A 1,942-nucleotide genomic window follows, 5' to 3' on the forward strand; every position below is an offset into this window, starting at 1 on the left:
TGAAGCTTTGCTGCTGTCTCTCTGCTGCTCAGCCCGGAAAGTAACAGACTCAGGACATCATGCTCACGGGCGGTAAGTTTTACAGCCACTTCCGGTGGGATAAGGCAGGGTGCCGGTAACATATCACCGGTGTTTAGATCCTGGCAGCAATCTGCCATTAGCGAAAACTCCCGTTCGATCAAAATGGTAAGTGTCTGCAGGTGTGCAACAGCTAAGCCCAGTTCTTTCTCAGCATGCATCGAAATGTCGAGGTAGCCAAAGATTTCGCCTTCCGGATCTTTTAGTGGGCTTGCAACGCACCACCAATCTTTAAATAATCGGCAGTAATGCTGCTCACCCCGAACAGCAACAAGACGCCCGTACTCCCGCGCTAGAGCATTGCAATGCATATTAAACACAGAGATTTATTCTCCTGCCTGTTCTTCCCAACAGGGTCAAAACACGACACAAACGGGCTGTATTGATGTATAAACGGGGTTTGGGTATAAAAAACAGCCGTTGCAACGGCTGTTTTTTAGGAGCGCTATTTTTTATTATATTTTATTACCGAAAATCTCTCTTTTACTCCTTATCTTTTTTCTGCTTAAGAAAACCCTGTCTCCGGAGTCATTGTTCTTCTTTTAGTTTAAGGATAGTTGCCTGATTAAGGCCGGTAATCTTGGCGATCATTTCCAGACTGACTCCGGCTTGTAAAGCCATTCTTGCTGTCTCCATTTTACCTTCAATCTTTCCCTCTTCTCTACCCTCTGCTTTACCCTTTTCCCTACCTTCTTCCCTGCCTTCTTCCCTGCCCTTTCGTTCAGCGTTCTTCAGGGCGGAAAGCTGGTCTATTTTGGCCAACATCCGGGAGCGATAGAGAGCTCTGGTCTCGGGATCCTGGCTGAGCCGCTCCCATTCGCCTATAGCCTTATTGATGATGCTGTCGCTCAAAGCAATCTCCTCCAATTCTTGGCCAATTTTCTCGTCTTCGGTGGCCATCAACAGCAGGAACCACCTGTACAGCGGATCTGTGCTGCCTTTGAACTTTTCTGCTTTCCATTTCCGGTACATCTTCCGGAGTTCAAGGAAGTGGATTTCAGCAGCATCTGTAAGCAGAAACCCTTCGCTTTCCTCCAGAAGCCGGAATATAGTATGATGCCTTTTAGTCTGCTGCCATAGCCGGTAGTCAAGGATGTTGATGCTGATCGTCTTTTTTAATTCTTCATAGGACATGCCGATGTGCATTTGGGAGGTAAAGATACTTGACCAGTAGTAAAGAGCACGCTTTTCCATGTCATATTCGTTGGTTACCTGTATTTCAATGGTCACCTGTCTGCCGTCATCTACCCTGGCTACTATGTCCATGACAGAAAGCTTGTCATCAGCAAAGTCTCTTTCTTTAATCGGGTTGGTGACAGTCACCTGGCAGATCCGCTGCTGCTTTGGTGGTTTAAGAATGGAGTTAATCAGATCAATCAGCAAATCTTCGTTGCCGGCACTGGAAAACAGTTTCTTGAACAGGAAATCGTTTTTTGGATCTAGCCGTTCGTATTGGATTTCCTCTGTTTCGTGGTTATTGTTTATTTCATTCATCCTGGTTTCTCCTCAAGTCTTATCTAATTATACCATTTTGTTGGGGCAAGAGGTAGACATCCATATTAATCTCAGTACTGACGCATCAAAATGTTTAAAAATCTTGCGAGTACAAAAACTGGCGTTTTTATCACCGATTCCGAAGTTTTTTAGAAAAATATCCGTTCTACATGTGGCGGCACATCCTTTTCAAGCTATTTTGCTCCTTTTAACCTACTATAGCACCTTCAAATGGGCATACGGGTAGTGTACACCGTATTGAAACCGCTATGTTGAATAGAATTGCTAAGCTGCCGTTGGCCTTATTTTCCAATCATCATCCTGAACCAATCGCAGTTGGCCTGGGGATTTCATTAACTTGCGAATTCGC

1 protein-coding gene and 1 pseudogene are annotated in these 1,942 nt (G+C 45.0%); both read right to left on the reverse strand.

The annotated features are described in order from the left end of the window. A pseudogene (locus SSCH_RS06080) lies at nucleotides 1–398 on the reverse strand (LuxR family transcriptional regulator); the annotation flags it as partial. Nucleotides 399–606: 208 nt separating this feature from the next. Next, complete coding sequence (locus SSCH_RS06085; protein ID WP_044664689.1) at nucleotides 607–1,572, reverse strand: Rpn family recombination-promoting nuclease/putative transposase; 966 nt, start codon at nucleotides 1,570–1,572, stop codon at nucleotides 607–609. Nucleotides 1,573–1,942 lie beyond the last annotated feature (370 nt).

The organism is Syntrophaceticus schinkii, assembly GCF_000946815.1.
GTDB lineage: Bacteria > Bacillota > DSM-12270 > Thermacetogeniales > Thermacetogeniaceae > Syntrophaceticus > Syntrophaceticus schinkii.